The 26,118-nt window shown below is 47.3% G+C and carries 19 protein-coding genes; 17 read left to right on the top strand and 2 right to left on the bottom strand.

Translation table 11 applies throughout. The features are described from left to right. Positions 1-86: 86 nt before the first annotated feature. From dnaE to TRNA_RS36675, 7 genes are all read left to right on the top strand, one after another. The gene (dnaE, locus tag TRNA_RS36705; RefSeq protein ID WP_011198190.1) at positions 87-3,431 is read left to right on the top strand and encodes a DNA polymerase III subunit alpha; all 3,345 of its coding nucleotides are present in this window, start codon (positions 87-89) and stop codon (positions 3,429-3,431) included. Positions 3,432-3,573: 142 nt separating this feature from the next. Further along, the gene (locus TRNA_RS36700) at positions 3,574-4,809 is read left to right on the top strand and encodes an NAD(P)-dependent malic enzyme (protein WP_003184340.1); all 1,236 of its coding nucleotides are present in this window, start codon (positions 3,574-3,576) and stop codon (positions 4,807-4,809) included. A 360-nt stretch (positions 4,810-5,169) separates the two neighbouring features. Beyond that, the gene (gene accD / locus TRNA_RS36695; protein ID WP_003184337.1) at positions 5,170-6,045 is read left to right on the top strand and encodes an acetyl-CoA carboxylase, carboxyltransferase subunit beta; all 876 of its coding nucleotides are present in this window, start codon (positions 5,170-5,172) and stop codon (positions 6,043-6,045) included. After that, positions 6,030-7,007 (top strand): acetyl-CoA carboxylase carboxyl transferase subunit alpha, encoded by a 978-nt coding sequence (gene accA, locus TRNA_RS36690; protein ID WP_003184335.1) that lies wholly within the window; start codon positions 6,030-6,032, stop codon positions 7,005-7,007. Before accD ends, accA begins: the two co-directional genes overlap by 16 nt. Before the next feature lie 242 nt (positions 7,008-7,249). After that, entirely contained in the window at positions 7,250-8,209 is a 960-nt protein-coding gene (gene pfkA / locus TRNA_RS36685; protein WP_003184332.1) for a 6-phosphofructokinase, read from the top strand. 24 nt (positions 8,210-8,233) lie between these two features. After that, positions 8,234-9,991, top strand: a complete 1,758-nt coding sequence (pyk, locus tag TRNA_RS36680; protein ID WP_009329367.1) for a pyruvate kinase — start codon at positions 8,234-8,236, stop codon at positions 9,989-9,991. A 312-nt stretch (positions 9,992-10,303) separates the two neighbouring features. Continuing rightward, positions 10,304-10,690 (top strand): FxsA family protein, encoded by a 387-nt coding sequence (locus TRNA_RS36675; protein WP_009329366.1) that lies wholly within the window; start codon positions 10,304-10,306, stop codon positions 10,688-10,690. Positions 10,691-10,730: 40 nt separating this feature from the next. Here TRNA_RS36675 and ytvI read toward each other — a convergent pair whose 3' ends face one another. Further along, positions 10,731-11,846 (bottom strand): sporulation integral membrane protein YtvI, encoded by a 1,116-nt coding sequence (gene ytvI, locus TRNA_RS36670; RefSeq protein ID WP_003184324.1) that lies wholly within the window; start codon positions 11,844-11,846, stop codon positions 10,731-10,733. Between the two features lie 101 nt (positions 11,847-11,947). Here ytvI and TRNA_RS36665 point away from each other — a divergent pair, with 101 nt between their 5' ends. From TRNA_RS36665 to coaE, 10 genes are all read left to right on the top strand, one after another. Then, positions 11,948-12,412 (top strand): DUF441 domain-containing protein, encoded by a 465-nt coding sequence (locus TRNA_RS36665; protein ID WP_003184322.1) that lies wholly within the window; start codon positions 11,948-11,950, stop codon positions 12,410-12,412. A 422-nt stretch (positions 12,413-12,834) separates the two neighbouring features. Beyond that, positions 12,835-13,953 carry a citrate synthase gene (gene citZ, locus TRNA_RS36660; protein WP_009329365.1) on the top strand — a complete coding sequence of 373 codons (1,119 nt, stop codon included), beginning with the start codon at positions 12,835-12,837 and terminating at the stop codon, positions 13,951-13,953. Positions 13,954-14,120: 167 nt separating this feature from the next. Then, complete coding sequence (gene icd, locus TRNA_RS36655) at positions 14,121-15,392, top strand: NADP-dependent isocitrate dehydrogenase (RefSeq protein ID WP_011198189.1); 1,272 nt, start codon at positions 14,121-14,123, stop codon at positions 15,390-15,392. 48 nt (positions 15,393-15,440) lie between these two features. Further along, a complete protein-coding gene (mdh, locus tag TRNA_RS36650) occupies positions 15,441-16,379 on the top strand; it encodes a malate dehydrogenase (RefSeq protein WP_003184317.1) in 939 nt (312 codons plus the stop codon). A gap of 343 nt (positions 16,380-16,722) precedes the next feature. Next, positions 16,723-17,445: a response regulator transcription factor gene (locus TRNA_RS36645; protein ID WP_009329363.1), complete on the top strand. Its 723-nt coding sequence runs from the start codon at positions 16,723-16,725 to the stop codon at positions 17,443-17,445. Further along, complete coding sequence (gene pnpS / locus TRNA_RS36640; protein WP_009329362.1) at positions 17,438-19,183, top strand: two-component system histidine kinase PnpS; 1,746 nt, start codon at positions 17,438-17,440, stop codon at positions 19,181-19,183. The genes TRNA_RS36645 and pnpS overlap by 8 nt, the downstream gene beginning before the upstream one ends. Positions 19,184-19,438: 255 nt before the next feature. Further along, the gene (gene polA / locus TRNA_RS36635) at positions 19,439-22,078 is read left to right on the top strand and encodes a DNA polymerase I (RefSeq protein ID WP_011198188.1); all 2,640 of its coding nucleotides are present in this window, start codon (positions 19,439-19,441) and stop codon (positions 22,076-22,078) included. 18 nt (positions 22,079-22,096) lie between these two features. Continuing rightward, on the top strand, positions 22,097-22,924 hold the full coding sequence (gene mutM, locus TRNA_RS36630; protein WP_009329360.1) for a DNA-formamidopyrimidine glycosylase: 828 nt from the start codon (positions 22,097-22,099) through the stop codon (positions 22,922-22,924). A gap of 178 nt (positions 22,925-23,102) precedes the next feature. Then, positions 23,103-23,777 (top strand): sporulation membrane protein YtaF, encoded by a 675-nt coding sequence (ytaF, locus tag TRNA_RS36625; protein ID WP_254926394.1) that lies wholly within the window; start codon positions 23,103-23,105, stop codon positions 23,775-23,777. A gap of 17 nt (positions 23,778-23,794) precedes the next feature. Then, positions 23,795-24,400, top strand: coding sequence for a dephospho-CoA kinase (coaE, locus tag TRNA_RS36620; protein ID WP_003184302.1), 606 nt, complete (start codon positions 23,795-23,797; stop codon positions 24,398-24,400). Between the two features lie 26 nt (positions 24,401-24,426). On the opposite strand, the gene TRNA_RS36615 is transcribed toward coaE, so the two are convergent. Further along, a complete protein-coding gene (locus tag TRNA_RS36615) occupies positions 24,427-25,647 on the bottom strand; it encodes a pectate lyase (RefSeq protein WP_229107162.1) in 1,221 nt (406 codons plus the stop codon). Positions 25,648-26,118: the final 471 nt, after the last annotated feature.

Here is a 26,118-nt window from a genome sequence, read left to right as displayed (position 1 = left end):
GTTGATCAAAGAAAGAACATTTGTTTCTCATTCGATCCCATCATATAATGAAAAGAGACGGCTCGAAAAAGGAAGGGGTGACAGAAATGCCTTTTGTTCACCTGCAAGTACATAGCGGTTACAGCTTATTAAACAGCGCCGCTTCCGTAGAGGATCTCACGGCCAAAGCCAAAGAGCTGGGCTACAGCGCAATGGCGCTGACGGATGACGAGGTCATGTACGGGGCGGTGGAATTTTATAAATCATGCAAAAAACGCGGCATCAAGCCGATTATCGGGCTGACGGCTTCTGTTTTAACAGATGAAAAAGAGCAGCTATCATATCCGCTCGTTCTTTTGGCGAAAACAAACAAAGGCTATCAAAACCTGCTGAAAATCAGCAGCGTGTTGCAGTCAAAATCAAAAACCGGCATCAAGGAAAAATGGCTCAAAAGCTATCATGAAGGCCTCATCGCGCTGACAACGGGCGGGACAAGCCATGTTGAAGCGCTGTTGAAAGAAGGGCTGATCGAAGAGGCGAAGGACGCTGCCCTCCGCTGCCTTTCGATCTTTGGAGAGGGCAGCTTCTATTTGTCGTATCAGCCGTACAAGGGAGACCCGCTTCTTTCTGAACGCATTTTAGAGCTAAGCGAACATACGGGAATTCCGATTGCCGCAACCGGCGATGTACGCTACATCGAAAAGGAGGACGCGGCAGCTTACACGTGTTTAAAAGCGATTAAAGCGGGCGAGAAGCTGAACGAAGACATGAAGGCCGAAGGAGATCTGCATCTTGAGCTCAAGCCGCCCGCTGAAATGCTGGACATTTACAGAGATCGTCCGGACGCGTTGGAGAATACAGTCAAAATCGCGGACCGATGCCAGGTGGACCTGAGCCTTGGCCAGACGCGCCTGCCGAAATATCCGGCGCCTTCCGGCAAGAATGCCGACGATTATTTGGCCGAGCTTTGCTTTCTCGGACTGAAAAAACGGTTCGAAGCCGCTCCGAAGGAGTATGTCGAGCGGCTTAAGTATGAGCTGAAAGTGATTCGCGACATGGCTTTCAGCGACTATTTTTTGATCGTCTGGGATTTCATGAAGTTCGCCCACGATAACGGCATTATCACAGGGCCGGGGCGCGGATCGGCGGCCGGTTCTCTCGTCGCTTATACGCTGTTTATCACAGATGTCGATCCGCTTAAGCACAAATTGCTGTTTGAACGGTTTTTAAATCCGGAGCGCATCAGCATGCCCGATATCGATATCGATTTTCCCGATACGAGAAGGGATGAAGTTATTCAGTACGTGAAAAATAAGTACGGGGCACTGCACGTAGCACAAATAACCACGTTCGGTACATTGGCCGCAAAAGCGGCGCTCCGAGACGTCGGCAGGGTGATGGGCATCAGTCCGAAAGAAGCCGACCAGCTGGCGAAGCTGATTCCCTCCAAACCCGGAGTGACGCTGAAAGAGGCGAGAGCACTTTCACCTGAACTTGACAAGCGCCTAAACGGCTCAAAAAAGCTTCAGGACATATTTAAAACGGCGCAGAAAATCGAAGGGCTTCCCCGGCATACGTCCATTCATGCGGCTGGCGTCGTATTGAGCGAGGAGCCGCTGACGAATATCATACCGGTACAGGAAGGTCATGGCGGCGTATATTTAACGCAATATTCGATGGGCTATCTCGAAGACTTGGGACTTTTGAAAATGGATTTTCTCGGCTTGCGCAATTTAACGCTCATTGAATCGATCAAAACGCTGATCGAAAAAAGCGAGCGGGTCACTATCGATTTCTCGGCGATTCCCTATGATGATGAACAGACGTTTAAGCTGCTGGCTGAAGGAGATACGACAGGTATTTTCCAGCTCGAATCAGCCGGCATGAGAAACGTTTTAAAAAGGCTCAAGCCATCGAGCCTTGAAGATATTGTCGCCGTCAATGCCTTGTACCGCCCGGGCCCGATGGAAAACATCCCGCTGTATATCGAAAGGAAGCACGGACGGGTTCCTGTGTCTTATCCGCACGAGGATTTGGCCGATATCCTGAAAGATACGTACGGCGTGATCGTTTATCAGGAACAAATCATGATGATCGCATCCCGGATGGCGGGTTTCAGGCTTGGAGAAGCCGACCTTTTGCGAAGGGCGGTCGGCAAAAAAAACAAGGAAATTCTCGATACAGAGAGAAATCATTTTATTAGTGGATGTTTGAAAAAAGGATATTCCGTACAGGCGGCTAATGAAGTATACGATCTGATTGTGAAATTCGCCAATTACGGTTTTAACCGGAGCCATGCCGTTGCATACAGCATGATCGGCTACCAGCTCGCTTATTTAAAAGCGCATTATCCCCTCTACTTTATGTGCGGCCTCTTGACGAGTGCGATCGGAAATGAGGAAAAGCTTGCTCAGTACATCTATGAAGCAAAAGGGAAAGGGCTGAATGTTCTAGGTCCTTCCATCAATAAGAGCGGCTATCCGTTTGTCGTGGAAAACGGGGCGCTGCGCTACAGTTTAAGAGCTGTTAAAGGCGTCGGGATAGCGGCTGTAAAAGAGATCTACAGAGCCAGAAAAGAAAAGCCGTTCGCAGATTTGTTTGATTTTTGTGTGAGGACTTCTGTGAAAAGCGTAAATCGGAAAACGATTGAAGCCTTAATTTTTGCCGGAGCAATGGATGAATTCGGTGAAAACCGGGCTACTTTGCTCGCTTCTGTCGATGTCGCGCTGGAGCATGCCGAATTGTTTGCAGGAGACAATGATCAGCTAGGCTTCTTTCTCGATGAAGGCTTGACAATCAAGCCGAAGTACGCCGAGACGGAGGAAATGCCGCTCGTCGACCTGCTGGCACACGAGAAGGAAACGCTTGGCATTTACTTTTCTGACCATCCGCTGAGCGTCCACCGCAAGAAACTGGACCGTGCAGGTGCGCTGCCGATTATTCAGCTGCTCGCCTCTGGCCGCAAAAAAGCGGCTCTGGGCGGACTTTTGACGAGGATGAAGACGATCCGCACAAAAACGGGACAGACGATGGCTTTTCTGGAGCTGAGCGATGAAAGCGGGGAAATGGAGGCGGTTGTTTTTCCTGAACAGTTCAGGCAGCTTTCCCCGATCCTGGAAGAAGGCGTATCGCTTTTTGCAGAAGGACGCCTTGAGACAAGGAATGAAAAACGCCAGCTGATTATTTCCGGGGCATCGCTCGTCGAATCGCTTCATGCGAAAAAGCAGCCGTCCGTCTATATTAAAGTGGAGGAAAGCCAGCACACCCACGATATTTTCAAGAAGATCAGCAGCATCCTGCTTGAACACAAAGGGGAAACGCCGGTCTGCGTCTATTATGAAAAACGGAAGCAGACGATGCAGCTGCCGGAAAGCTATAATATCAAGGCTGATCACGCTGCTCTATACAGGCTTAAAAGCGTTGTAGGTGAGAAAAATGTCGTGCTCAGATAGCAGGTATCCTGAGCATTTTTGATCAAAAATGCGGTCAGTTGTGTTATCATTTTTAAGATTCTGGGGTTCGTCTTACAAGAATCTTAAGCAGAAAACGAAGCAAAGTTTTTGGCAAAATTCCCTTGAAGGAGTGTTTGTTAACATGTCATTGAAAGAAAAAGCACTGCATATGCACAAAGTAAACCAGGGCAAATTGGAATCAAAATCAAAAGTGCAGGTTCGCAATGCGGACGATTTAAGCCTTGCATATTCTCCGGGTGTGGCTGAACCCTGCAAAGCGATTTACGATGATAACAGCAAAGTATATGATTATACAATGAAGGGAAACATGGTAGCAGTCGTCTCGGACGGAACGGCTGTGCTCGGCCTCGGCAATATCGGCCCTGAAGCCGCCCTCCCTGTGATGGAAGGAAAAGCGGTTCTTTTCAAAAGCTTTGCCGGTGTGGACGCTTTCCCAATCTGTTTAAATACATCTGATGTCGATAAAATTGTTGAGACGGTCAAGCTGCTTGAGCCGACATTCGGCGGCGTCAACCTTGAAGACATTGCAGCTCCAAACTGTTTTGTCATTGAAGAACGCCTCAAAAAAGAAACGAAAATTCCGGTGTTTCACGATGACCAGCACGGTACAGCAATCGTAACGGTAGCCGGTCTCGTCAATGCGCTTAAGCTGTCCGGCAAAACGATGTCTTCCGTCAAAGTTGTGGCGAACGGCGCCGGCGCAGCGGGAATTGCCATCATTAAGCTTCTTTATCATTTCGGCGTGCGCGACATCATCATGTGCGACACGAAAGGCGCGATCTACGAAGGCCGTCCGAACGGCATGAACGCAGTTAAAGAAGAAGTCGCAAAATATACGAACAAAAACCGCATAGACGGTTCGCTCAAAGACGTGATCAAAGACGCCGATGTCTTTATCGGGGTTTCCGTCGAAGGCGCTCTGACAAAAGAAATGGTTGAAAGCATGGCTGACAAACCGATCATCTTCGCCATGGCGAATCCAAATCCTGAGATCATGCCTGCCGAAGCGCATGAAGCCGGAGCAAGCGTCGTTGGAACGGGACGCTCTGACTTCCCTAACCAAGTGAACAACGTTCTCGCTTTTCCTGGCATCTTCCGCGGGGCGCTCGACGTCCGCGCGACACATATCAACGAGGAGATGAAAATCGCCGCGGTTGAGGCGATCGCGTCACTCGTTTCCGACGAAGAGCTGAGACCTGAATATGTCATTCCGGCTCCGTTCGATCCAAGGGTCGCACCAGCTGTTGCCAAAGCGGTAGCCAAAGCCGCGATGGAAACAGGCGTTGCACGAATCGATGTCGATCCAGAAGAAGTCGCTGAAAAAACAAGAAAGCTTGCAGTGATTGAAGGGAAATAAAAGTCCATTTTTGATCAGCGCGTGATTGCTCTGGCCTAAAGAGCCGTCACGCGCTGTTTATCGAATATGATGTTCGGTTTTTCCTCTTATTGGGGACACTTGTAAGGAAATATTCGGGCTGTGAAAATTTTTTTCAAATCGCTTTTCCGGACTTTTGTATCCGCTCTCAAGGCTGATATATCAATTTGTCAGTCTCTAACCGCATAAAGTGCGATTCGGCTGTTTGCCGGTCAAAAATGTCGAATTGAGGATGACACCGTTTGACAAAAAAAGTACAATAGTTTCGGTATAGTGATGTTCTAGTCTATAAACAGGACAGGCATACATGAAGAAAACCCTTCAGAAAAGGGAGGTAATCTTTTGTTAAAAGATATATTCAGCAAAAAGAAAAAAAAATACGCTTCCGTTCCCGCGGAATCAGCGAAGCAAGATGTACCGGAAGGGATCATGACAAAGTGCCCGGATTGTAAAAAAATCATGCTCACAAAAGAGCTGGATAAAAATTTAAGGGTCTGCATGAATTGCGGTTACCATCTTCAAATGAACGCGAAGCAGCGTATAAAAAGCCTGCTGGACGATGGCTCCTTTGAAGAATTCAATCAGGATATGATGTCTGAAAACCCGCTGGAGTTCCCGGGATACCTTGAAAAATTGCAAAAAGACCGGGAAAAAACGTCGCTGAATGAAGCGGTTGTTACCGGGAAAGGGACGATTGACGGATCTCCGGCGGTCGTGGCCGTGATGGATTCATCTTTCAGAATGGGAAGCATGGGATCTGTCGTTGGCGAAAAAATTACGCTTGCAATCGAAAAGGCAAGAGAAGAAAAAGTACCTTTCATCATTTTTACCGCATCAGGCGGTGCAAGAATGCAGGAAGGCCTTCTCAGCTTGATGCAAATGGCTAAAACAAGCTCCGCTTTGAAGCTGTTCAGCGAAGAGCAGGGCTTGATCATTTCAGTGATGACGCATCCGACAACAGGCGGCGTATCCGCAAGCTTCGCATCCCTCGGCGATTACAACCTTGCCGAACCGGGCGCGCTGATAGGCTTTGCCGGAAGAAGAATTATCGAACAAACCATCCGTGAAGAACTGCCCGAGGATTTTCAGACTGCGGAATTTCTGTTAAAGCATGGCCAGCTTGATTCCGTCGTTCACAGAGCTGACATGAAAAAAACGCTCGGCAGCATTTTGAAAATGCACCAAACTGGAGGTGATCTCGAGTGGCTGGAGAATTAGAATTTGAAAAACCGGTGGTCGAACTGCGTGAAAAGATCTCCGAATTGAAAAAGTTCACACAGGATTCCGATATGGATTTGAGCTCTGAAATTACGAAGCTTGAAGCTCGTCTTGAAAGGCTTGAAGAAGACATTTATACAAATCTGAAAGCCTGGGACAGAGTCCAGATTGCAAGGCACCCGAACCGTCCGACAACGCTCGATTATATCGAACATCTCTTTACCGATTTTTTTGAATGCCACGGAGATCGTTATTTCGGTGATGATGAAGCAATTGTCGGCGGAATTGCCAAGTTCCGGGGTCTTCCTGTGACAGTAATCGGTCAGCAGCGCGGCAAGGATACAAAAGAAAACATCCGCCGCAATTTCGGAATGCCGCATCCTGAAGGCTACCGCAAAGCGCTCAGGCTGATGAAGCAGGCCGACAAATTTAACAGGCCGATCATCTGCTTTATTGATACAAAAGGAGCATACCCGGGCAAAGCAGCTGAAGAGCGGGGGCAAAGCGAAGCGATTGCCAAGAATCTTTTTGAAATGGCGGGACTCTCCGTGCCGGTCATCTCGATCGTCATCGGGGAAGGCGGCAGCGGGGGAGCGCTTGCGCTCGGCGTCGCAAACCGCTTATTGATGCTGGAAAACTCAACTTATTCGGTGATCTCTCCCGAGGGAGCTGCTGCTATCCTCTGGAAGGATTCAGGACTCGCGAAAAAAGCGGCAGAAACAATGAAAATCACCGCTCCGGACCTTAAAGAATTGGATATTATAGATCATGTTATAAAAGAAGTAAGAGGCGGAGCACACCGCGATGTGGAGCAGCAGGCTGCCTACATCGACGAAGCGCTGAAAGGCGAGCTTAAATCCCTGCTGAAACTGGATAAGAACGAGCTGATCCAACAAAGATATAACAAGTATAAGTCAATTGGAAAAATTTCGACTGAAAACCAATATGTTGGGATAAAATAAATAAACGTGAGGCCTTTGGCTCACGTTTATTTTTTATGGGTGAAGGTGAAAAGTGAAAGGATTGTGTCTGCCGCCCGCGATTTTTCAAAGAGTTTGCTTAAAATTTATTTAAAAACTTTTTGTTTAATTGTATAATGAGTAAGGTTTTATAGGGATTTTCGGAAAACTTTCATCCCTTTTTCATTGTTTTAGCGGCAATGAACGTGTTAAGGTAAATTATATATGTTTTCGAGGTGAAAAAGATGAAACGTATCGGAGTATTGACAAGCGGCGGAGATTCCCCGGGAATGAACGCGGCGGTCCGCGCGGTTGTCAGGAAAGCGATCTACCATGACGTAGAAGTATACGGAATTTACAACGGGTATTCAGGTTTAATCAGCGGAAAAATAGAAAAGCTTGAAATCGGTTCTGTCGGAGATATCATTCACCGCGGAGGAACGAAGCTATATACAGCAAGGTGTCCTGAGTTTAAAACGGTAGAAGGACGGGAAAAAGGAATAGCGAATTTAAAAAAATATGGTATAGAAGGATTAGTCGTCATTGGCGGCGACGGTTCTTATATGGGAGCCAAAAAGCTCACAGAACACGGTTTTCCTTGTGTGGGAGTGCCGGGAACGATCGACAATGACATCCCAGGCACTGATCTGACGATCGGATTCGATACGGCGCTAAATACCGTTATTGACGCCATCGATAAAATCAGGGATACAGCTACATCCCATGAACGTACATACGTGATTGAAGTAATGGGCCGCCATGCCGGGGACATTGCTTTATGGTCAGGTTTGGCCGGAGGCGCGGAATCCATTTTGATTCCTGAAGCAGACTACGATATGGAAGAAATTATTGCAAGGCTGAAAAGAGGGCATGAGCGCGGCAAGAAACACAGCATCATCATTGTGGCGGAAGGCGTCGGCAGCGGCGTTGAATTCGGAAAAAGAATTGAAGAAGCCACAAATCTCGAAACTAGAGTATCGGTGCTTGGACATATCCAGCGCGGCGGTTCCCCGACTGCAGCAGACCGCGTATTGGCAAGCCGTCTAGGGGCATTTGCGGTTGAACTGCTTCTTGAAGGAAAAGGCGGACGTTGTGTAGGAATTCAAAATAACCAGCTTGTGCATCATGATATCATTGAAATACTCGAGCAAAAACATACAATTGATCAAAGCATGTACCGCTTGTCTCAAGAACTGTCAATCTAGTGTAAAACCCGAGGAGGAAGCAATATGAGAAAGACTAAAATAGTTTGTACAATTGGACCGGCCAGCGAAAGTGTTGAAAAGCTCACCCAGCTGATGGAAGCCGGAATGAACGTGGCGCGCCTGAACTTTTCCCATGGAGATTTCGAAGAGCACGGCGCAAGAATTAAAAACATTCGTGAAGCAGCCGGCAAGCTGGGAAAAGATATCGGCATCCTTCTTGACACGAAAGGGCCTGAAATCCGCACGCACACAATGGAAAACGGTTCGATCGAACTGGCAGCGGGTTCTCAGCTGATCGTTTCAATGGACGAAGTCATCGGTACGCCTGATAAAATCTCAGTTACATATGATGGGTTGATTCACGATGTGTCAGTCGGTTCAACGATTTTGCTTGACGATGGATTGGTCGGACTTGAAGTCACTGACATAAACAAGGACAAGCGTGAAATCGTCACGAAAGTGATGAACAGCGGAACGTTGAAAAACAAAAAAGGCGTGAATGTGCCGGGCGTCAGCGTCAATCTTCCGGGAATTACGGAAAAAGATGCAAACGACATCGTATTCGGCATCGAGCAGGGCGTTGATTTCATCGCGGCATCCTTTGTGCGCCGTCCGTCGGATGTCCTTGAAATCCGCGAACTTCTTGAAGAGCACAATGCGGCAGATATTCAAATCATTCCAAAAATCGAAAACCAGGAAGGCGTTGACAACATCGATGCCATTCTTGAAGTATCAGACGGTCTGATGGTTGCGCGTGGAGACCTGGGTGTAGAAATCCCTGCCGAAGAAGTGCCGCTCGTTCAAAAAGAACTGATCAAAAAATGCAATGCGCTTGGCAAGCCTGTCATCACGGCTACCCAAATGCTCGACAGCATGCAGCGCAATCCGCGCCCGACACGCGCGGAAGCGAGCGACGTTGCCAATGCGATCTTTGACGGAACTGACGCAATCATGCTTTCAGGTGAAACGGCAGCGGGAAATTATCCTGTTGAAGCCGTTCAGACGATGCACAATATCGCTTCCCGTTCAGAAGAAGCGCTCAACCATAAAAAGATCCTTTCCGCACGAAGCAAGCAAGTCAGCATGTCAATTACGGATGCGATCGGCCAATCTGTGGCGCATACGGCAATCAACCTTGATGTGAATGCCATCGTCACACCGACGGAAAGCGGCCATACGGCGAGAATGATTTCCAAATATCGCCCGCAGGCGCCGATTGTCGCAGTTACGGTAAACGATGCGGTGTCAAGAAAGCTGTCACTTGTGTTCGGGGTTTTCGCAACAAGCGGACAAAACCACAGCTCCACTGACGAAATGCTTGAAAAAGCGGTGCAAAAATCTCTCGATACAGGCATCGTACGCCACGGCGACTTGATCGTTATCACGGCCGGAGCTGTCGGTGAAGCCGGTACAACAAACTTGATGAAAGTGTATGTTGTCGGAGACGTGGTCGCAAAAGGCCAGGGCATCGGACGCAAATCCGCATTTGGTGAAGTGGTCATCGCTCAAAACGCACAAGAAGCGGCCAAAAAAATGAAAGATGGCGCCGTTTTAGTTACAAAAAGCACGGATCGTGACATGATGGCATCCCTTGAAAAAGCGGCTGCGCTGATTACGGAAGAAGGCGGCTTAACAAGCCACGCGGCAGTCGTAGGCTTAAGCCTCGGCATCCCTGTCATCGTCGGAATGGAAAATGCGACTTCCATTCTGAAAGAGGGAGAAGACATCACGGTCGACTCCGCCCGCGGAGCTGTATACAAAGGACGTGCAAGCGTGCTTTAATCGCTTATTGAAGAAGAAGGGAAGCTTTCCCCTTCTTTTAGATTTATGACAAAATCCTAAAACGTTTTTCAGTTTTAGGATTTTGTCATCCTTCAATTCAGCGTGATTGAAAACCCTTGCAGTCTAGGAAGGCCGAGCATCGGAGCGGAGCGAATGTTGGAATTCGTGAGCACCGACGCGCAGGCCTGACAACGAATGCGAGGGTTTGACAACACGCTGGAAGAAGGGAAGCTTTCCCTTCTTTTTTTGCAGGCGGCACAAGCAAAATAGGGCGGCCGTTCGCTTCCAATTTAGAATTATGAGGTGAAAAAAATGAAGTTTTTCTTATTATTTCTCGTCATTTTTCCAGCGAGTGAAATCGGTCTGTTCCTCTTGTCCGCTAATTGGATCGGTGTGCTGCCGACCGTTTTGCTGATCATTTTGACGGGCTTTCTCGGGGCCGCTCTCGCCAAAAAACAAGGAATCGAAGTCTACTACAAAGTCCAGCGCGATCTTCAGTACGGAAAGATGCCTGGGGCCGCGATTTTGGACGGGCTTTGTATTTTCATAGGGGGCATGCTGCTTTTGCTGCCCGGTTTTTTATCGGATATCATCGGTTTACTGCTGCTGCTGCCGGCAACGCGCGGCCGTTTCAAACCATTTATCTCCCGCAAGCTGAAGAGAATGTCTGAAGGCAGGCGGATCAACATTATCAAATAACCCGATAAGCGGCAGCCCGCATGGAAAAGCAGGCTGCCGCTTATTTTTCATTTCCTTTAATAAACAGCCATATGTCTCTAAAAATACCTGTTGTAAAGAGAGCCTGAATAAGAACGAGAAGGGCGGGGCCCATGATCAATCCGAGAAAGCCAAACAATTTGAAACCGGCAAACAGCGCGATTAATGTTCCCAAAGGGTGAAGTCCGATTGACCGGCTTAAAATCTTCGGTTCGGCAAGCTGCCTGAAGACAAGTACGACGATGTACAGAATTCCAAGGCCGATCGCCAGCGGCAGCTGTTTGGCCGCTGCTAAATAGACAATCCACGGCACAAATACAGACCCTGTTCCCAAATACGGCAGCAGGTCGACCAGCCCGATCAGAAAAGCGATCGCCACAGCATGATTGACCTTCAACACGGAAAGCCCGATCAACACGAGCACCATCGTCATCGCCACAAGGGTAAGCTGGGCCTTCACAAAGCCTGCCAGTGCTCTTTTCAATTCTGCATAGACAGCCGCTGCACCCGAGATCAGACGATCAGGAAGAACAGACCGTGCCTTGTTTTGTATTTTATGCAGATCTTTGCTGATAAAAAAAGTGGCCAGGAGCGAAAAGATCAGCACGGCCGCCATATTCGGCAGAAAGGCGAAAAAAAGGGGCACCGTCTCAAGAATTTTTGAAAGCAATAAAGCCGTGCCTGAAGCAAGTTCACTGCCCAAATTTTGGACCTGTGTAATGATCGATTCCTGCTGGGCGGCTTCAAGGCCGTCAAAAAAAGCGGCCAGCTCATTATACAGCGGCATGATTTGATTCGTAAAAAACGATTCGATATAAAGAGCGGCTTTATTAAACTGGAGGGGAAGTATTTTAGCCAAATAGGCCGTTCCAGAGACGATCTCGGCAACGACCAGTGTCAAAAAGCCGGCTCCGGCGGTCAAAAAGCCGAACAGAACGATTCCGACATTGACGCCTCTCGGGAACCCGGTCAGCTTATCGAGCCATTCCACAAAAGGATTGATCATGATGGCGAGAATAAGCGCAATCACAAAAGGATAGGTTAACGGAAAAGAGTAGTAGCCGACCGCTCCGCAAACAGCGGTCAAAAACAGCACATACACTGCCCGAAGCGCAGCTGTGAGATAGGATTGGTTCAATTCTGCATCCTCCTGATATTAGAAAGCATGTCCTTATTTCATTTTATTCTTGAGTCCTGTTATTATGAGAAAGGTCATAAAAAAATGGAGTTGAATACAGCATGTTTACTCAAGCTAATTTATTTTTGATCCTGCTTTTGGCCATCGCTTTAATCGCGAAAAATCAGTCGTTGATCATCGCTGTATCCGTCCTGCTTTTGATCAAGCTGATCGGCCTCGATCAAAAGCTGTTTCCAGCCATCCAATCCAAAGGGATCAACTGGGGCGTTACCGTTATTACAATTGCGGTTCTTGTGCCGATCGCAACAGGAGAGATCGGCTTTAAACAGCTTGGCGAAGCGATGAAGTCATATTACGCATGGATTGCACTCGGAGCGGGCATTCTCGTAGCATTGATCGCCAAAAACGGGATCACATTGCTTGCAGAAGACCCGCATATCACGACCGCTCTTGTATTTGGAACGATTTTAGCGGTCGCTTTATTCAAAGGCGTTGCCGTCGGCCCGCTGATCGGTGCCGGGATTGCCTATCTTGTCATGCAGGCCGTCCAGCATTTCACATCTTAGAAATGTGCGCGGTCCCCCTGTTTCAGGGGGTTTTTTAGTTTGAAAAAAACTTTCGCTACTAAAAAAATTTCGGCCCCGTATTTTTTTAAAAAAACATAATTGAATATAAATAATACAGTTAAAACTACTAAGAATCTGTAAATAGAAGTAAGCTGGGCCAAAAAATAAGAAAAAAAAACTATAGTTAAACATTTAACAAATGTCTGATAATTGTTTATAATATAAATATGCTTAATCTTTATTAAGCATATCGGAGTATCGAACGGTATATAGAAACGCACGATTGTTTTATTTGAAAAACGATTTAATGTAAGCATTTTCTTTTTGGATTAAAGAAGATGTATACATCATGCGTTGTTTTTGCTCCTGGGTTTTGGTTTAATTTTAAAAGGGGAAATTTTTAAAAAAAGGGAGAGATGAGTATGACAGCAACACGCGGCCTTGAAGGGGTAGTCGCCACTACATCATCAGTAAGTTCAATTATTGATGATACTCTTACATATGTAGGGTATAACATCGATGATTTGACAGAAAAAGCTAGCTTTGAAGAAGTTGTTTATCTGCTTTGGCATTTAAAGCTGCCGAACAAAGAGGAGCTTGCCGAGCTTAAAAAACAGCTTTCTGAAAATGCCGGTATCCCCAAAGAAGTCATTGACCATTTCAAATCCTACCCGAATGGAAAAGTCCACCCGATGGCAGCTCTTCGGACAGCCGTTTCTTTACTCGGGCTGTTTGACGAAGAAGCAGATCAAATGGATGCGGAAGCAAACTACAGAAAAGCGGTGCGTCTCCAAGCGAAGATGCCTGCGCTTGTCGCTGCTTTTTCAAGAATCCGCAAAGGGCTTGAGCCGATTGAGCCGAATCCGGAACTCGGCTTTGCAGCCAACTTTCTCTACATGCTGAATGGAAAAGAACCTTCACCTGTCGAAGTGGAAGCGTTTGACAAAGCTTTGATCCTTCATGCGGATCATGAGCTGAACGCATCTACGTTCACAGCCAGAGTATGCGTCGCGACGCTTTCAGACGTTTACTCAGGGATAACGGCCGCAATCGGAGCCTTGAAAGGTCCGCTTCACGGCGGAGCAAACGAAGCAGTTATGAAAATGCTTTCAGAGATTGGCGAGGTTGAAAACGTAGATTCATATATTCACGCCAAGCTTGAAAAGAAAGAAAAGATCATGGGGTTCGGCCACCGCGTATACCGCCAGGGCGATCCCCGCGCAAAACATTTGAAGGAAATGAGCAGGCGTTTGACGAATTTAACGGGTGAAAGCAAATGGTATGAGATTTCAGAGCGGACTGAGGAAATCGTCACGTCTCAGAAAAAGCTGCCGCCAAACGTAGACTTTTATTCTGCGTCGGTTTATCATAGCTTAGGAATCGACCATGATCTGTTTACGCCGATTTTTGCGATCAGCAGGGTATCAGGCTGGCTCGCTCACATTCTTGAACAGTATGAAAATAACCGCCTGATTCGTCCGCGGGCTGACTACACCGGCCCTGACATGCAGAGGTTCATTCCGATTGAAGAAAGAAGCTGACCGTTTGAAAAGAGGCTGCTCGAGCTTCGTTCGGCCGGCCTCTCAACGGCTTTTCTATGGAAGCAATGAATTAATGAATCTATGAAAAAACATGTTTGTCCCCCGCCAAACGGGGGAAACAAATGTTTTTCTATATTGAAGAATTACATATTATGGGAGGTTTTATTGTGGCACAAGGCGAAAAAATTACAGTCTCCGGCGGAGTATTAAACGTTCCAAACAACCCGGTCATCCCGTTTATTGAAGGGGACGGAACAGGTCCTGATATTTGGAGAGCGGCTTCCAGGGTTCTTGAAGCGGCTGTGGAGAAAGCGTATAACGGCGAAAAGAAAATCACTTGGAAAGAAGTCTACGCCGGGGAAAAAGCGTACAACAAAACCGGCGAATGGCTTCCGGAAGAAACGCTTGATACGATCCGCGAATACCTGATCGCGATTAAAGGTCCTTTAACAACTCCTGTAGGCGGGGGAATCCGCTCATTAAACGTAGCGCTCAGACAAGAGCTTGACTTGTTTACATGCCTGCGTCCTGTCCGCTATTTCACAGGCGTTCCTTCACCGGTTAAGCGCCCTGAAGATACGGACATGGTCATCTTCCGTGAGAATACTGAAGATATCTACGCCGGCATCGAGTACGCGAAAGGCTCTGAAGAAGTGCAAAAGCTGATTTCATTCCTGAAAAACGAGCTTGGCGTTAACAAAATCCGCTTCCCTGAAACATCGGGCATCGGCATCAAGCCGGTTTCTGAAGAAGGAACATCAAGGCTTGTCAGAGCTGCGATCGAGTATGCGATCGAGCACGGCCGCAAATCTGTGACGCTCGTCCATAAAGGAAACATCATGAAATTCACGGAAGGCGCCTTTAAAAACTGGGGCTATGAAGTGGCTGAAAAAGAATTCGGCGATAAAGTATTCACTTGGGCCGAATACGACCGCATCGCTGAAAAAGACGGCAAAGACGCTGCAAACAAAGCGCAAAGCGAAGCTGAAGCTGCCGGCAAAATCATCATCAAAGACAGCATCGCCGACATCTTCCTGCAGCAGATTCTGACACGTCCTGCCGAGTTTGACGTTGTGGCGACAATGAACCTGAACGGGGACTACATTTCAGATGCGCTGGCTGCCCAAGTCGGCGGAATCGGCATCGCACCTGGAGCAAACATCAACTATGAGACAGGACATGCCATCTTTGAGGCGACACATGGTACAGCGCCTAAATACGCCGGCCTCGACAAAGTAAACCCGTCTTCAGTCATCCTATCCGGCGTGCTGCTTCTTGAGCATTTGGGCTGGAATGAGGCGGCCGACCTTGTCATTAAATCAATGGAGAAAACAATCGCATCCAAAGTCGTCACATACGATTTCGCTCGTTTGATGGACGGCGCGACTGAAGTCAAATGCTCTGAATTCGGTGATGAGCTTATCAAAAACATGTCTTAAACGGCTGTTTTGGGGTAAAACAAACAACAATTAAAAGGGGTAGAAAAAATGGGAAAGAAGCGAAATAAAGTATCTGTCATCGGAGCGGGTTTTACAGGTGCAACAACTGCGTTTTTAACGGCTCAAAAAGAATTGGCTGATGTCGTGCTAGTCGACATTCCGCAGCTTGAAAACCCTACAAAAGGGAAAGCGCTCGATATGCTGGAAGCGAGCCCTGTCCAAGGATTTGACGCGAATATTACAGGAACGGCAAACTATGAAGATACGGCTGGTTCAGATATCGTCGTCATCACGGCGGGGATCGCAAGAAAGCCGGGAATGAGCCGGGACGACCTCGTGGCTACAAATGAAAAGATCATGAGGAGCGTAACGAAGGAAGTTGTTAAATACTCACCTGATTGTATCATCATCGTTCTGACAAACCCTGTAGATGCGATGACATACGCCGTCTATAAAGAATCGGGCTTCCCGAAAGAGCGGGTCATCGGCCAGTCGGGAATTTTGGATACGGCAAGATTCAGAACGTTTGTCGCTCAGGAGCTCAACCTTTCCGTCAAAGACATTACAGGTTTTGTACTGGGCGGACACGGGGACGATATGGTTCCGCTCGTTCGCTACTCTTATGCAGGCGGCATTCCGCTTGAAACGCTTCTTCCGAAAGACCGGATCGATGCGATTGTTGAAAGAACGAGAAAAGGCGGGGGAGAAATTGTCAACCTGTTAGGAAACGGAAGCGCGTACTATGCGCCTGCCGCTTCCCTGACAGAAATGGTTGAAGCAATCTTAAAAGACCAGCGCCGCGTGCTGCCGACCATTGCCTACCTTGAAGGCGAATACGGCTATGAAGGCATTTATCTCGGCGTTCCGACGATTATCGGCGGAAACGGTCTTGAACAGATCATTGAACTTGAACTGACTGAAACCGAAAAAAGTCAGCTCGATAAATCCGTTGAATCAGTCAAAAACGTCATGAAAGTATTATCATAATAAACACGGCAGGAAGGCTTTATACAAGCCTTCCTGTTTTTGAATGCGAACCTTTTACATAAGACGGTATGAAAATCAAGACATAAACACGGGCTGTCAGCATATACCTAATCATAATCATCTGCCCGGACATTTTCATTCTTTTTGATGGAGGCCGCTGGCTGCATGGGGATTCCATCACTTAAAACAGCGGATTATGGCCGAAAAAGAGAGATTTTAAGCAAAACACTGAAAAATCAAATTGTCGAACGGATAGGCTTTCGTTAAAATAGGAGTGAAAACGTTTATTTAACAAAAGATAGAGAAAGAGATGTCGGGGAAATCTGAAGCCTGGAGGCATGTCATGAGCAAAAAGATATTAGTTGTAGATGATGAGGAATCGATTGTTACCCTTCTAAAATATAACCTTGAACGGTCGGGCTATCATGTGGTGACCGCCATGGACGGAGAGGCCGGCTTATTAAAGGCGATTGAAGAGAAGCCGGATCTGATCGTGCTCGATCTGATGCTTCCTAAAATGGACGGCATTGAAGTATGCAAGGAACTCAGACAGAAGAAGCTGATGTATCCGATTTTGATGCTGACCGCAAAGGATGATGAATTTGATAAAGTGCTCGGTCTCGAGCTGGGTGCCGATGACTATATGACAAAGCCGTTCAGCCCGAGAGAGGTGACGGCAAGGGTCAAAGCGATTTTAAGAAGAACACAGACGCTGTCCGTTCAGCCGGAGGAGACGGAAGAACCGGATGCAGGCGAGCTGATCATAGGCGAACTGAAAATACTGCCTGAACATTATGAGGTTTATTTTCAAAACGAACGCCTCGAGCTGACGCCGAAGGAATTCGAACTTCTCTTATATTTGGGAAGGCATAAAGGGAGGGTGCTGACGAGAGACCTTCTCCTCAACGCTGTCTGGAACTACGACTTCGCGGGCGATACGCGCATCGTCGATGTCCACATCAGCCACCTTCGCGATAAGATCGAAAAAAATACAAAAAAACCGGAATACATTAAAACAATCAGAGGTCTTGGCTACAAAATGGAGGAGCCGAAACTGAATGATTAAATTCCGGACCCGGCTTTTAGCTGCCCTGCTGACGCTTTTGATTCTCGTATTTGCTTCACTCGGTTTTCTGCTCGTTCACTTGTTTCACTCCTCTTACGATGCCAAACTGAGCAGCCATATTGAAAAAGAGGCCGCTTTGGTCGCTTCATTGGCAAATGGTGAAAACATGAAGTCTTCGGAGCAAGGAGCTATTTTAGAGAAGGCAAGCCGTGAACTGGACAGTCGTGTATCGCTTATTGATACAAAAGGTCAGGTTCTTTTTCATTTTGGGGGCCGCGCCGAAGAGCAATCCGTTATCAAGGAAGCGCTTGAGTCGGATTTAAACGGTGAAGGAGGAGGCTTCAGGATCAACCCTGATGACGAGTCCGTTTACCGTTACGTGCAGCCGCTCAAAGATGACGGGAATGTGAATGGATATATTCTGATCAGCACTCCTGTCGATTCATTGCAAGACATCAATCAAAAGATCTGGATTCTCCTCGGCGTGAGCCTTGGAACGGCCTTTTTAATCATCGCCGGGCTTGGGGCGAGAATAACCTCTCAATATACGAATCCGATTGAGTCTGCGACACAAGTGGCGATTGAGCTTGCCAAAGGAAACTATAAAGCAAGAACATTCAACGAAGATGAAACGATGCTGAGCCAGTCCATCAATATGCTGGCGCAGAACCTGCAGGACATGACAAGAGCCCAGGAAATGCAGCGCGACCGTCTGCAAACCGTCATCGAAAATATCGATTCCGGTCTGATCTTAATCGACGGAAAGGGTTATATTCACCTTGTGAACCGCGCTTATCAAAAGCAATTTCACGTAGAAGCCGATCAGCTTCTTTACCATTTCTATCACGAAGTGCTCGAACACGAAGAGATCATTAATCTCATTGAAGAAATTTTTATGACGGAAGCAAAGGTCCGCAAAATGTTTAAACTGCCGATCAAAATTGAAAGAAGGTATTTTGAAGTCGACGGGGTTCCGATTATCGGCATCAATGATGAGTGGAAAGGCATCGTTCTCGTTTTCCATGACATGACGGAAAGAAAGCAGCTTGAAGAAATGAGGAAGGACTTTGTCGCCAATGTCTCCCATGAGCTGAAAACGCCGATTACATCAATCAAAGGGTTCACCGAAACGCTTCTGGACGGAGCGATGAACGAACGGGAGACGCTGTTGCAGTTTCTATCGATCATCTTAAAAGAGAGCAGCCGTCTGCAAACCTTGATCCAGGACCTGTTGGATCTGTCGAAAATCGAACAGCAAAACTTCACCCTGAATATTCAAAATTGCAATATCGGTGAAATCCTCGCCGAAATTGAGATGCTTTTGAAGAATAAAGCGGAGGAAAAAGGAATCACCTTGACACTGGAAAAGCCGGATAAGCCGGCCGTTGCTTCCGGAGACCCGCACAGACTAAAGCAGATCTTTTTGAATTTGGTGAACAATGCGCTCACATATACGCCTGAAGATGGAAGCGTGACGATTTCGGCTGATGTTCTGGAAGATGCAGTGCAAGTCAAAGTGAGGGATACGGGCATCGGGATCAAGCAGTCCGAAATCCCGAGGATATTTGAACGGTTCTACAGGATCGATAAAGACAGGAGCAGAAATTCAGGAGGAACCGGTCTCGGTCTTGCGATCGTCAAGCATTTAGTCGAAGCCCACCAAGGCGAAATCGACGTCGAAAGCGAGCGGGGAAAAGGCACCGAATTCACGGTCCGCTTAAAACGCGCATCCGAGTAGCTTCATTTAGCAAACTTTACAAAGGCTTAACAACTTTTATATATATGGTTAAAACTTGGCTGATAGGATCATTAGTGAACCCCTTCATCCAAGGAGCCATATGGACGGACGCGATCAACAGCGCGTCCCTTTTTTTATTTTTCTGCGAAATCACTCTCATTTTCCTTTCAAAATGAACTTTGCTAAAATAAAATAAGCAAATATGATCACGAAGTTGAATGGAAGCTGACGAATCGGCTCCTTAGGAGGATAAAGATGACTGAAAGAAAAAAATTAGTATTGGTTGACGGAAACAGCCTGGCTTACCGTGCGTTTTTCGCCCTGCCTCTTCTCAGCAATGAAAAAGGGATACATACAAACGCGGTGTACGGTTTTACCACGATCTTAATGAAGATGCTTGAAGAGGAAAAACCGACCCACATGCTCGTCGCTTTTGATGCGGGGAAAACGACATTCAGACATAAAACGTTTAAAGAATATAAAGGCGGCAGACAAAAAACGCCGCCGGAGCTGTCAGAGCAATTGCCGTTTATCCGCGAGCTGCTCGACGCATATAGAATCTCAAGGTATGAGCTTGAAAACTACGAGGCCGATGATATTATCGGCACCCTTGCCAAATCAGCGGAAAAAGACGGATTTGAAGTGAAGATTTTTTCCGGCGACAAGGACCTGACACAGCTGGCTACAGAAGGAACGACGGTCGCCATCACAAAAAAGGGCATTACAGATGTCGAATACTATACGCCTGAACATGTCCGGGAAAAGTACGGACTTACCCCTGAACAGATCATTGATATGAAAGGGCTGATGGGAGACTCGTCAGACAATATTCCAGGCGTGCCGGGAGTCGGCGAAAAGACGGCGATCAAGCTTTTGAAACAGTTCCATACAGTAGAGGAGCTGCTGTCGTCAATAGACGAAGTCAGCGGAAAAAAACTGAAAGAAAAGCTTGAAGAATTTAAAGAACAGGCTTTGATGAGCAAAGAGCTTGCGACGATTACGACAGAAGCGCCGCTTGAAGTCAGCCTCGATTCCCTCGGATATGAAGGTTTTGACAGGGAAGCGGTCGTCAAGATTTTTAAAGATCTCGGCTTTCATTCTTTGCTCGAAAGGATTGGCGAAGAGGCGGGAGAGAAAGAAGAAGAACAGTTGGAAGAGATCGATGTCATGATCAAAACAGACATCACGGATGACTTGTTTGCGTCACCGGCTTCACTCGTAGTCGAACAGCTCGGCGACAATTATCACGAGGCGCCGATCCTCGGTTTTTCGATCGTCAACGAACACGGCGCTTTCTTCATTCCGGAAGAGACGGCCGTTCAGTCGGACTGTTTTAAAGAATGGGCCGAAGATGAGTCGAAAAAGAAATGGGTGTTTGATGCAAAACGTGCGGCGGTCGCTTTGCGCTGGCGGGGCATTGAACTGAAAGGCGCTGAGTTTGACGTTCTTCTTGCGGCCTATATCATCAACCCGGGGCACTCCTACGATGATGTGGCAAGCGTTGCGAAAGAACATCAATTACACATCGTTTCAGCAGATGAAGCGGTCTACGGAAAAGGAGCGAAACAGGCGGTTCCGGATGAGAAGGAGCTTGCCGACCATTTAGCCAGAAAGGCGAAGGCGATATCGCTGCTGCGCGAAAAGCTCCTTGATGAACTGGAAGAAAACGAGCAGCTCGAACTGTTTGAAGCGCTCGAAATGCCCCTCGCCCACATTCTCGGTGAGATGGAATCGATCGGTGTCCAAGTCGATGTCGACAGACTGAAAAAAATGGGTGAAGAACTGTCCGCTAAATTAGCGGAATACGAGAAAAAAATCCACGAGTCAGCAGGTGAAACCTTCAACATTAATTCACCAAAGCAGCTCGGTGTGATTTTGTTTGATAAACTCGGGCTGCCTGTCGTCAAAAAAACAAAAACGGGCTATTCAACTTCAGCCGATGTGCTTGAAAAGCTGCGCGATAAACATGTCATTATCGAAGATATCCTGCACTACAGGCAGATTGGCAAGCTCCAGTCCACATACGTAGAAGGGCTTTTGAAAGTGATCAAAAAAGACAGCCATAAAGTGCATACCCGCTTTAATCAAGCTTTAACACAGACGGGAAGGCTCAGCTCAACCGATCCGAATCTGCAAAATATACCGATCCGCCTTGAGGAGGGCCGCAAAATCCGGCAGGCGTTTGTCCCTTCGCAAAAAGGCTGGCTCATATTTGCGGCGGATTACTCACAGATCGAGCTGAGGGTTCTCGCCCACATTTCAAAGGATAAAAATTTGATTGAAGCGTTCACGAACGATATGGACGTTCACACAAAAACGGCGATGGACGTTTTTCATGTATCAGAAGAAGAAGTCACCCCTGCGATGAGAAGGCAGGCGAAAGCAGTCAATTTCGGAATCGTCTACGGAATCAGCGACTACGGCTTGTCGCAAAACCTGGGAATTACAAGAAAGGAAGCGGCAGCGTTTATTGAGCGCTATTTCCACAGCTTCCAGGGAGTCAAAGAATACATGGAAGAGACCGTTCAGGAAGCGAAGCAGCGAGGCTATGTAACGACTCTTTTAAGCCGGAGGCGGTATATACCGGAATTGACGAGCCGGAATTTCAATCTGCGCAGCTTTGCCGAACGGACGGCGATGAACACACCGATCCAGGGAAGCGCCGCAGATATTATTAAAAAAGCGATGATCGACATGGCGGACAAGCTGAAAGAAAAAAATCTCCAGGCCAAACTGCTGCTGCAGGTTCATGACGAATTGATTTTTGAAGCGCCTGAAGATGAAATCAAAGTGCTTGAAAAACTGGTTCCGGAAGTCATGGAACATGCATTGGAGCTCGATGTTCCACTGAAAGTGGACTGCGCTTCAGGGCCTTCATGGTACGATGCAAAATAGAGAAAAGGAAGTGATGATGTGCCGGAATTACCAGAAGTCGAAACGGTCCGGCGCACTCTTGCCGGGCTTGTAAGAGGGAAAACGATCGATGCGGTTGATGTCAGATGGACAAAAATCATAAAACGTCCGGAGGAGCCTGAGGAATTCGCAAGGCTCCTGGCCGGCCAGACGATTCAGTCGATCGGAAGAAGGGGAAAATTCCTGTTGTTTCATCTTGATGATTGTGTCATGGTTTCCCATTTGAGAATGGAAGGAAAGTACGGGCTTCATCAAAACGATGAACCCCTTGATAAACATGTGCACGTCATTTTCAGGTTCACGGACGGAAGCGAGCTGCGCTACCGGGATGTCAGAAAGTTCGGCACCATGCATTTGTTTAAGCCGGGAGAGGAACTGACAGAGCTGCCTCTCAGGCAGCTCGGCCCCGAGCCCTTCAGCAGCGAATTTACAGCCGATTACTTAAGAGAGCGCCTGAAGAAAACAAACCGCTCGGTGAAAACCGCGCTGCTCGATCAGCGGACAGTCGTCGGACTGGGCAATATTTATGTCGACGAGGCTTTGTTCAGAGCCGGTATCCATCCCGAGGCAACAGCGAACAAGCTCACAAAAAAACAGACGGTTCTTCTCCATAAAGAGATCATTCAAACGTTAAAGGAAGCTGTTGAAGCAGGGGGAAGCACAGTCAGATCTTACATCAATTCACAAGGTGAGATCGGCATGTTCCAGCTCAAACTTTTCGTTTACGGCAGGAAAGATGAACCTTGTAAAAAATGCGGATCTCCAATTGAAAAAACAGTCGTTGGCGGAAGGGGCACGCATTTTTGCATAAAGTGCCAGAAAAAATGACAATCGCATAGAAGGACAAAAGCAAGCCGTATCATGGTTCAAGCTGTCGGTGCATACGCTCCATATAGCTGTTAAAAGCAAGCTTTAAGGTGTGATGTTTCTTTTTCGGGTGAACAACACACGGATGGTTTTCTTCTTTCATATATATAAGAAGCCTAGAAAGCTGCCTTTAGGCTGCATGACTTACACTGCTCGCATCAACAGAAAGGAAGAGCCTGATATGATGTTTGCATCTTTCTTGCTGCTGGCATTTGCCGTCAGCTTGGACAGTTTTTCAGTCGGATTTACTTACGGATTGCGAAAGCTGAAAATCCCATTTAAAGCGATTTTGATTATTGCTTTTTGCTCTGGTGCCGTGATGTATATTGCCATGATGATCGGAACCCTTTTGGCGAAATTCCTGCCCGTTGTCGTAACAGAAAGGCTCGGAGCCGTCATCTTAATGGGGATCGGCGCATGGGTGCTGTATCAGTTTTTCAGGCCGGAGAAAGAACAGGATCTCGTCTTCTCTGAAAAAACGCTCATTAACCTTGAATTGAAATCGCTCGGAATCGTGATACACATATTAAGAAAACCGACAAGCGCCGACATTGATAAATCAGGAATCATTACCGGTATAGAAGCTTTCCTTCTCGGTTTCGCCCTCTCTATTGACGCGTTCGGCGCAGGGATCGGCGCGGCCGCGCTGGGCTTTTCCCCTGTACCGATGAGCATTACGGTAGGCATCATGAGCTCATTGTTCGTATTTTGCGGAATACAGGCAGGCCGATTTTTATCGAAATGGAACTGGATGGATAAACTGACCTTTCTTCCCGGTATATTGCTGATTATGATCGGCATCTGGAAACTGTAAGAAGGAGGTGCAGGCCTTTGACATTGGTCATCGGGTTAACCGGGGGGATTGCCAGCGGCAAAAGCACTGTCGCGCAAATGTTCCAGCAGTGCGGCATCACGGTCGTCGATGCGGACGTGATCGCGAAAGAGGCCGTTGAACAGGGGATGCCCGCTTATCAGAAAATCGCTGAGACATTTGGTGAAGGCGTGCTGCTTGAAACAGGCGATATCGACCGGAGAAAACTTGGAGAAATTGTTTTTGCTAATGAAGAAAAAAGGCTGCAGTTAAATGCAATCGTCCATCCCGAAGTGAGAAAAATGATGATCAAGCAGCGCGACGAAGCCATCCGGGCCGGTGAACGGTTTGTTGTTCTCGATATTCCGCTTTTATATGAAAGCGGGCTCGAACATTTGACAGATAAAGTGATCGTTGTCTGGGTTCCGATGGAGCTTCAGCTTGAGCGGCTGATGAAAAGAAACCGGCTTAATAAAGACGAGGCGCTGAACAGAATTCACGCCCAGCAATCTCTTGACGAAAAAAAGAAAAGGGCAGACGCGGTGATCGATAACAGCGGCAGTCTGAAAGATACAGAAGCGCAGCTTCATCAGCTGCTTGATACATGGTCAAATATTGAAAAGTGAGCGCAATGTCGCGCTCACTTTTTTGATTAGTCTTTTTTAAACTGGCTGTAATTCGCATAGTACAGAGCGGTGCGCTGCGCACCTGCGTACCGTTTGGCAAAAGCTTTGGCATTGCCGGCCTTCATCGTCCGATAGCTGTAGTTGGATGAAGGTGTCCAGCTTGTCTCAGGCGATTTCTGCCCCTTTATCGCCGGATATGACCCGACATCTTTAAACGCGCCGTCTCCGTAATCATCCAGTATGCCTTTCTCATTGCCCGTGCCGAAGTAATTGGCTTCAGAATATATTTTCGCCAATGTCGTAATCGTGAAGCCAAGGTGGTAATTGTTGATATAATTGCTTTTCACGTGATAATAGCCGTAACGCATCAACCCGGGCGCCCTGACATAGAGATTCTCAAAGCGATTGTGGCTGATTGTCATCCGCGGATAGCCATTATATATACTGTGGTATTGCTTGTCATCTTGAGGCCAGCCGAGAATCAGGCCGTACCTGTGGTCTGTGAATGTGCTGTGCGACAGTGTGACGTAATCGGCTTTAGCGCCGACGTATAAGAGCTTGTCGAGATCGTGGCCGTTTGCCGTATAGCTGTGGCCTTGGAATGTGACATGGTCAATCCAGTAGTTTCTCGAATCGGTAATGTAAACAGGGATGTCATTGTTTTCATTTATGGATGCATCATGTGCAATGACCAGATTTTTGAAAATAACGTTGCCAGAGTCCGCTTTTGTTTTAAAGTAAATGTTATTCAGCTTATGTTTTTCATACGAGCCGATGATTGTTTTATTGGCGCCCACCGTTAATACCGTTTTGGCTGAAGCGCCGATATTGCTGGAGACGACAATCGTGCGCGGCGTTGAATCTTCAATATTGGCCTTCAGTTCGCCCAGATTATTGACATAGACGACTTTTCCAAGCAGGCCGCCGGTTGTGCCTGTTTTCTGCTTGCCGTTCGTTTCCCTTGCATAGCCTGCGAAACCTTCGAGCCCGTCGCTTGGAAGCTTCCACTTTTGGACGGAGCTGCCCGTATATTTGGCAAGCTTCACTCCGCTGCCGTCCAGTGTCAGTGCAAGGCTGCTGTTTTGTGCACTGACGATTTTATACGTGATAAAATCTCCGTTTCCGTCTTTGTCGGCCCCGATGATATTCCACAACTCTTCCTTCCGTGAATTGTCATAGTAGACCACAGCCGGATTATTGTCTGACAGTGCGTAATGGGCAGGGATGATAATTTTGCCGCTATCCATATTTCTGATTTTGAATTGTTTGCCGTCAGACGTATCAAGCCTCCATCTTTCTTCTTTTTCTCCGCTCGTCTGTTTTGCTGTTAGCGGTGCGTTGTCTTGATTCCCGGCGGGCGTAATATTTAAGCCTGATGAGCTTTCCAGCCTGATCATCTGTTCCGGATAATCTTCGTTTGCCGCAGAAGCAGCGACTGTACCTAATAAAAAATAAATGCCGGCCGCAGCCAAAAAAGAAATGATAAAAGATGCGTTTTTGATCAGTTTCATGGTTGTCCTTCCTTGAAGACACTGCCTTCTGTCGGTGAAAATTTAGCGCTGTTGCAAATTGTAGCACCAAAGGTGTATTTGAAATATATGCTTTAGGGCCGATTTTTTTTAGTCTTTTGTTCACGATTTCACAAAAGTGCGTAAATTTGCTGTGAAAGCAACAAATGGTATGGCTAATTAAAAATAATGTGTTATACTTATTTTGAA

Source organism: Bacillus licheniformis DSM 13 = ATCC 14580 (genome assembly GCF_000011645.1).
GTDB classification, from domain to species: domain Bacteria; phylum Bacillota; class Bacilli; order Bacillales; family Bacillaceae; genus Bacillus; species Bacillus licheniformis.
This window is presented reverse-complemented; position numbering and strand designations above follow the sequence as displayed.